The sequence below is a fragment of the Porphyromonas loveana genome (assembly GCF_003096695.1).
GTDB classification, from domain to species: domain Bacteria; phylum Bacteroidota; class Bacteroidia; order Bacteroidales; family Porphyromonadaceae; genus Porphyromonas; species Porphyromonas loveana.
Genome location: NZ_QEKY01000033.1, coordinates 1 through 2,940 on the forward strand (window position 1 = coordinate 1; position 2,940 = coordinate 2,940).

Below are 2,940 nucleotides of genomic sequence, written 5' to 3' on the forward strand. Positions count from 1 at the left end.
GAGATGAAACAACTCATTTCGGGCATTCAAGAAGTAAGCAAGCGTATTCGGGAAATTGCCCAAACGCACCGTCCGCTCTTCGGGGGAGAAATCTACCTTACGGGTCGGGAGGTCTGCGAACACCTTTTCGTTAGTCCTCGCACTTTGCAGGACTATCGGGACAAAGGCATTATCCCCTACACCCAAATCGCAGGGAAAATACTCTACCGTCTCTCCGACATCAACCGACTGCTGCAAGAGAATTATCGGAGATGAAACTCTTTATGACAAAAATTGCTCTCCTTTCCTCGGTTATTGTTGTCGAATATATTATCTTTGCAGCAACAAAACAATTTCTCACATGAAGATAGAAAGAATAGGGATGCGAAACGTCGATTTTTTCGGTTCATTCATTTCCTGAAATATTCAGAACATAAGACAATTTAAATATGTGGTCAAAAACGTATTCTATTACAACGAACGAAGTTGCAAGAGAACAAATGTGGAAGCTATTTGCTGATGTCAATGGCTGGCATACATGGGATAGCGGGGTGGAATATGCCCAATTGAATGGAGCGTTTGAACAAGGTAGTCACATTCTATTGAAACCTAAGGGAGGTCCGAAGATAAAGATTGTCCTTTCAGAAATAATAGAGAAAAAAATGTTTATCACGGTTTCCTCTTTTCCTTTGGCAAAAATTTATCACGAGCATTTGTTTGAGGAAACCTCTGATGGGTTGAGAATTTCATATACTATCACGGTAAAAGGAGTGTTGAGTTTCTTGTGGGTGAAACTTATTGCCCAAAATCTGTTCAATTCAATTCCAAAAGATGTTGTAAAACAAATAAACATAGCCAAGACACTATGAATAAGACAGACATTGTTTTTGGAGCCGAAAAGGCAGAAGATAGTTCGGGGTTTCTGCTTTGGCAGGTTACAACACTTTGGCAGCGTCGCATAAAGCAATCATTGGATTTATTGGATTTGACACACACGCAATTCGTGCTATTGGCAACCGCTGCTTCGCTTTCTCAAAATGGTAATATCGTAACACAGATTGATATTGCAAATCAAAGTAAAACCGATCGTATGATGGTCTCTAAGGTTTTGCGCACACTGCAATCAAAAGGACTGATAGAGAGAAGAGAGCATAGAACGGATACGCGAGCCAAAGAAATAACCCTCACTCGAAAAGCCTTAGACCTTGTACAAAAAGCAGTAGTTGCAGTGGAGCAAACAGATAGAGAGTTCTTTGGAGTTCTCCGCACCGAGCGAGAAAGTTTCAACGAAAGTATGCGCCAACTAATCAAAAGAGATGCAGAACGTTCTATAGTATAGCAAGTTTTCTTTCCTCATTACAGAAGTAAATGGAGCAAAAGTTTCAACAATACTACCCAACATATAACTATAAAAATAGAGATATTGTTCTTCTTGAATTTGAAGAAGCTCAAAGAATTTCAAATTCTCAAAGTAAACTGTATGGACAATTGGCAAATTTATTGCTTGCCTTTGTCACAGTAGGAGTCACGGCTTTAGTGAAATCATCGGATAATTCCAATGTAGAAGTCGTTACAGTCGTAAGAGAGAATGTATTTGTTTTAAATTTCTTCTTATCACTCATTGGATTTATTGTTCTTAGATATTTCATTGAACTACAAAAGACAATTGTAATAAACAGTAGAAAAGCAATAACACTTCGAGGTATGCTTGGATTAGATTATGGTCATCTACAATTAACTATTCCAAGATGGAGAGTTGAGGGAGCTACGAATCCTTTTGTTATAAAACACTTTCCTGGTTGGTTCAGCTTTGGTAGTAGCCCCTTTTGGGTAATAGTATTCTCATTAAATATTTTATGGTACTTAACATACAAGTATGTAGAATGGGAACTTATGAGAGAATTTTGGTTTTTCGTAAATGTTTTCATAACACTGCTATTTGTATATGTTTACAGAATGCAACTAAGGGAGTATCATGAAACATTTGGATTACTTTTCATCAAGATTGTATCAAAGATACTGAGAATAAAACTGATTAAGAACTTTGAGTATGTGCTGTACAGGGCTAAGCTGTCTACGCATGAAAAAAATAGACTTCAATATGACACCCTGATCGTTGAACAGACACTTATAGAAATTGAAGATGTGAGATTTTTTAAACATAAAGGAGTAGACATAAAAGCTTTAGGTAGATCTGTCTTGTCTATGTTTAAATCATATAGGAGTAAAAAGAGACTTTTAAAAAGCGGCGGATCAACAATAACAATGCAACTATGTCGAACTCTCTTTATTCGTCCAAATAAAAAAGTAATACAGAGGAAAATCATTGAAATACTACTCTCTCTGTGGTTTGAAAGATTATTTTCCAAACTTGAAATTATAAATTTCTATCTAACCTCTGTAAGATTTGAGAGAAAAATAAATGGAATAATATCAGCGACTAATTACTTTTTTCCCAATAAAAAGGATAAAAAATACTCTTATGAAGAAGCCTTTTTCTTAGTCGAACGCCTCTCCAATATTTCATCAAGCTATAGATTAGAACGAATAGAAAGTTTACTTAGTCGAATTAATAGTGCAAAACAAATAAACAAATCGAAATTGATTGGACTATATCAAGAGATAGAAAATAAAGGCTTAATCTGTAGGGATGTATAGCCTAATTAACATATAAATCCTAAGAGGTTCCATCGATAAACGTACGAGATTGCTCCATAAATAGAGCAATCTCGTCTCAATTTAAGCCTACATATTTCTTTGTTGTATCAACTTGTCCATATCCATTGCAATCTTTTGGTCAGTGATTTGAGCGTAGATTTGCGTGCTAGCAATAGACGAATGCCCCATCATCTTGGCAATGCTCTCCATCGGAATACCTGCCTCCAAAGTCAGCGTACCGAAACTGTGGCGACCGACGTGGTAGCCCAGCGGAGTTCGAATGCCACACGCCAAGCCCACGGC

General features: G+C 37.0%; 5 protein-coding genes. 4 read left to right on the plus strand and 1 reads right to left on the minus strand.

Translation table 11 applies throughout. The features are described 5' to 3' along the window. From C7382_RS09905 to C7382_RS09920, 4 genes are all read left to right on the plus strand, one after another. A partial coding sequence (locus tag C7382_RS09905; RefSeq protein WP_243405712.1) for a helix-turn-helix domain-containing protein occupies positions 1 to 255 on the plus strand: 255 nt, incomplete at its 5' end. Between the two features lie 173 nt (positions 256 to 428). Further along, positions 429 to 848 (plus strand): SRPBCC family protein, encoded by a 420-nt coding sequence (locus C7382_RS09910; protein ID WP_116680101.1) that lies wholly within the window; start codon positions 429 to 431, stop codon positions 846 to 848. After that, positions 845 to 1,318, plus strand: a complete 474-nt coding sequence (locus C7382_RS09915) for a MarR family winged helix-turn-helix transcriptional regulator (RefSeq protein ID WP_116680102.1) — start codon at positions 845 to 847, stop codon at positions 1,316 to 1,318. The genes C7382_RS09910 and C7382_RS09915 overlap by 4 nt, the downstream gene beginning before the upstream one ends. Before the next feature lie 29 nt (positions 1,319 to 1,347). Next, positions 1,348 to 2,637 (plus strand): biosynthetic peptidoglycan transglycosylase, encoded by a 1,290-nt coding sequence (locus C7382_RS09920; protein WP_116680103.1) that lies wholly within the window; start codon positions 1,348 to 1,350, stop codon positions 2,635 to 2,637. Between the two features lie 87 nt (positions 2,638 to 2,724). Here C7382_RS09920 and C7382_RS09925 read toward each other — a convergent pair. After that, positions 2,725 to 2,940: tyrosine-type recombinase/integrase (locus C7382_RS09925; protein ID WP_165815156.1), on the minus strand; the 216-nt coding region annotated here is incomplete at its 5' end.

What these genes read in the sequence shown, in the direction of transcription:
- C7382_RS09910 (WP_116680101.1), top strand. Translation starts at nt 429, where the DNA reads ATGTGGTCAAAAACGTATTCTATTACAACGAACGAAGTTGCAAGAGAA.
- C7382_RS09915 (WP_116680102.1), top strand. Translation starts at nt 845, where the DNA reads ATGAATAAGACAGACATTGTTTTTGGAGCCGAAAAGGCAGAAGATAGT.
- C7382_RS09920 (WP_116680103.1), top strand. Translation starts at nt 1,348, where the DNA reads ATGGAGCAAAAGTTTCAACAATACTACCCAACATATAACTATAAAAAT.